3 protein-coding genes and 1 pseudogene are annotated in these 2559 nt (G+C 33.3%); all 4 read right to left on the bottom strand.

The features are described from left to right. Nucleotides 1-81, bottom strand: an 81-nt coding sequence (locus tag IV88_RS09285; RefSeq protein ID WP_157059338.1) for a putative metal homeostasis protein, incomplete at its 3' end; no start/stop codon positions are given. Nucleotides 82-585: 504 nt separating this feature from the next. Further along, nucleotides 586-1116, bottom strand: coding sequence for a hypothetical protein (locus IV88_RS08850; protein WP_057800530.1), 531 nt, complete (start codon nucleotides 1114-1116; stop codon nucleotides 586-588). Nucleotides 1117-1132: 16 nt separating this feature from the next. Beyond that, nucleotides 1133-2041: a hypothetical protein gene (locus tag IV88_RS08845; protein ID WP_157059337.1), complete on the bottom strand. Its 909-nt coding sequence runs from the start codon at nucleotides 2039-2041 to the stop codon at nucleotides 1133-1135. Between the two features lie 445 nt (nucleotides 2042-2486). Then, nucleotides 2487-2559: pseudogene (locus tag IV88_RS09150) on the bottom strand (30S ribosomal protein S14); the annotation flags it as partial.

Genomic DNA, 2559 nt, shown 5'->3' with positions numbered 1-2559 from the left:
TCGCTTGGCCCGTTTACTTGTCTTTTTATTCTTACTACGTAATCGTCTTAATGCACTTGCATAATCAGTCTTTTCTGCCATCAGAATTTCCTCTCGAAAATATAACCCTCGTTGCTTGAAGCCACACCTAACATCCTGAGTTTATTCTTATTGGGTTGATATCCTAACCATCACCCGACATAAACCAGTGATCGCCTTTTTGAAATAAATTATATTTATCTATTCCGCCACCACCTAGAGCATCATCATCATGTTCTTTAATTGCATAGTTAATTCCACTTGGATAAACAAAATTAACCTTCTTAGGTAACGGTTGGCTATATATTAGTCTTATAACTGGATAAAAGTTTTTTCTGTGGCATATGAGTAGCGTAATAATAACCGTTGGATTCAAAATTATGATAAATAACAGACACACTTATTATTGCGATTCCTAGTAAGGTTGCTAATCCTATCAATATCTTTTTTAGCATAATTTCAATCCTTTTTTTTATTAAATAATATTTTACCACTACCTATTGTGTGCATTATGTAAAACAAAAAAGAGATTGAAAAATCACACATGAATTTCCAATCTCACTTTTATTAGCTGTATATTTTATTATAAAGCCATTGTAAATTCACTTTCGGCTTTTTAACGACTTTTTTAACTCTTTGGGTTATATCATCTAAGACACCATCAATTTTTGGTGAATAGTTGATTTTCTTGCCATTATAATCCTCTATATCTGAGATATATCCTTTATAATCTGAATCTGCCGTTACCATCTCTTGTCCATTCTTATCAGGTTGATATGCTATCCCGCCGCCTGCAATAAACCATTTGTCGCCTTTTTTAAACAAATTATATTTTTCTATTCCGCCGCCGCCTCCCCCCAAAGCATCTTCGTTGTGTTCCCTAATGCTCATATTAATGAGGCTTGGGTAGATAGTGTTTACTTCATTAGGTAATGATTTATACGAAATCAGTCTTATAACTGGATAAAAGCCTTTTTTATGCGGCATATGAGTAGCGTAATAATAACCATGGGATTCAAAATTATGGTAAATAACAGACACACTTATTATTACGATTCCTAGTAGGGTTGCTAATCCTATTAATATTCTCTTTAGCATATTTTACCTCCTAACGCTAAAAATAAAACCAATGTCGTATTGTTCTACCAATGCGATGTACTGCTCTAGAAAATGTATGTCGTACTTTATGGAATATGCTACGAGCACGATGATAAACATGTCGCACTACTCTTCGCGCGTGATAATATACCCTTCTGACGAAACGTATAGGTCGACGATATACACTTCGAACCACTCTTCTGGCCCGATAGTATACTCTTCTTACATAATGTATAGGCCGACGATATACACTTCTTACACGGCGGTATATTCTTCGCGCCACTCTTCTTACACGATGATAAACGTGTTGGAAAACCCTCCTGGTGCGTCGATAAACTCGATGTGCAAATTTTTTGGCCCTACGATAACCTCTCTTAACCGGATGCTTAACATGCCGATATGTCTTTGACACAAACTTTTTAACATTTCGAACCACACGTTTGGCTTTTTTAGTAACCTTATGAGCTACTCCTGATAAATAATGATAAGCTTTTTTACCGGTGCGTACTATATTTCTAAAAAAACTTTTTGTAGTTTTTTTGATCATACTAGAAAGACGTTTTCGATTCTTAAATATCTCGTATAACCCTAGTACTGCACCAGCAGCAGTTGATGATGTCAGTATTACTTGTCCAATTAGTTCTTTTTCTTTTTCTCGGCGCTGTTTATCTAACGTTGAAGTCTTATGTGAATATAACTTATCTAATTGTTTATTCAACAAACTATTTAGATTTAATTTGTTAGTATCTAAATCCGAACGCCAATCAGCTGTATTTATCTTACCTAATTCTTGAACCCAATCCCCATAGTAACCATTAACTAATCGCCAATTAGAATTTCCATTTATTAACGAAAGTATTCCACCGTTAAGTATTGAAGTTGATCCAATATATTTAATTAAATTAGACTTAAGGGAATTGTCCATAGAACTTGCTAAAGTTATGGCCAAATGGCTCAAATCTACAGCACTTTTAGATTCTAAATGCTGCCTTTTTAATATACTTTGAAAAACACTAACATCTTTTTTATGTCCAATATTTTATTCTGATTTGCCGAAATAGTATCAGCTTTAACACTGCTATCTATTTGTGGATTTGTACTATTAGTATTAGTGTCCACATGAACATCTCTAGCCAGTCCAAATAATGCTAGAACAGTTACAACGGAAATTATATTAGTTAGATAAATTGATTTTTTCATACGTTACAATGTATCATTATTTTTTTGATAAGTAAATAAATATTTATAGTTGAATTAGATATATATATATATATCTAATATGGTAGAAATGAAAAAGCACTAACTACTCAAATTAATAAGTAGTTAGTGCTTTTCACTTCAAAAATTGTTATTCATATTATAATTAGGTTTTACCAACTAGCCTTCCTAACACCAGGAATCTGGCCTTCATGAGCTAATTCGCGGAAACGCAAACGAGAGACA

Origin of the sequence: Pediococcus argentinicus, from assembly GCF_001437605.1 — a bacterium.
Lineage (GTDB): Bacteria > Bacillota > Bacilli > Lactobacillales > Lactobacillaceae > Pediococcus > Pediococcus argentinicus.
Note: the sequence above shows the minus strand (reverse complement) of the source record. Positions and strands in the feature narration are given on the sequence as shown.

Bases quoted from the DNA above. Each gene is read 5' to 3' on its own strand.
- IV88_RS08850 (WP_057800530.1), bottom strand. From the start codon at position 1,116: ATGCTAAAGAGAATATTAATAGGATTAGCAACCCTACTAGGAATCGTA.
- IV88_RS08845 (WP_157059337.1), bottom strand. From the start codon at position 2,041: ATGGACAATTCCCTTAAGTCTAATTTAATTAAATATATTGGATCAACT.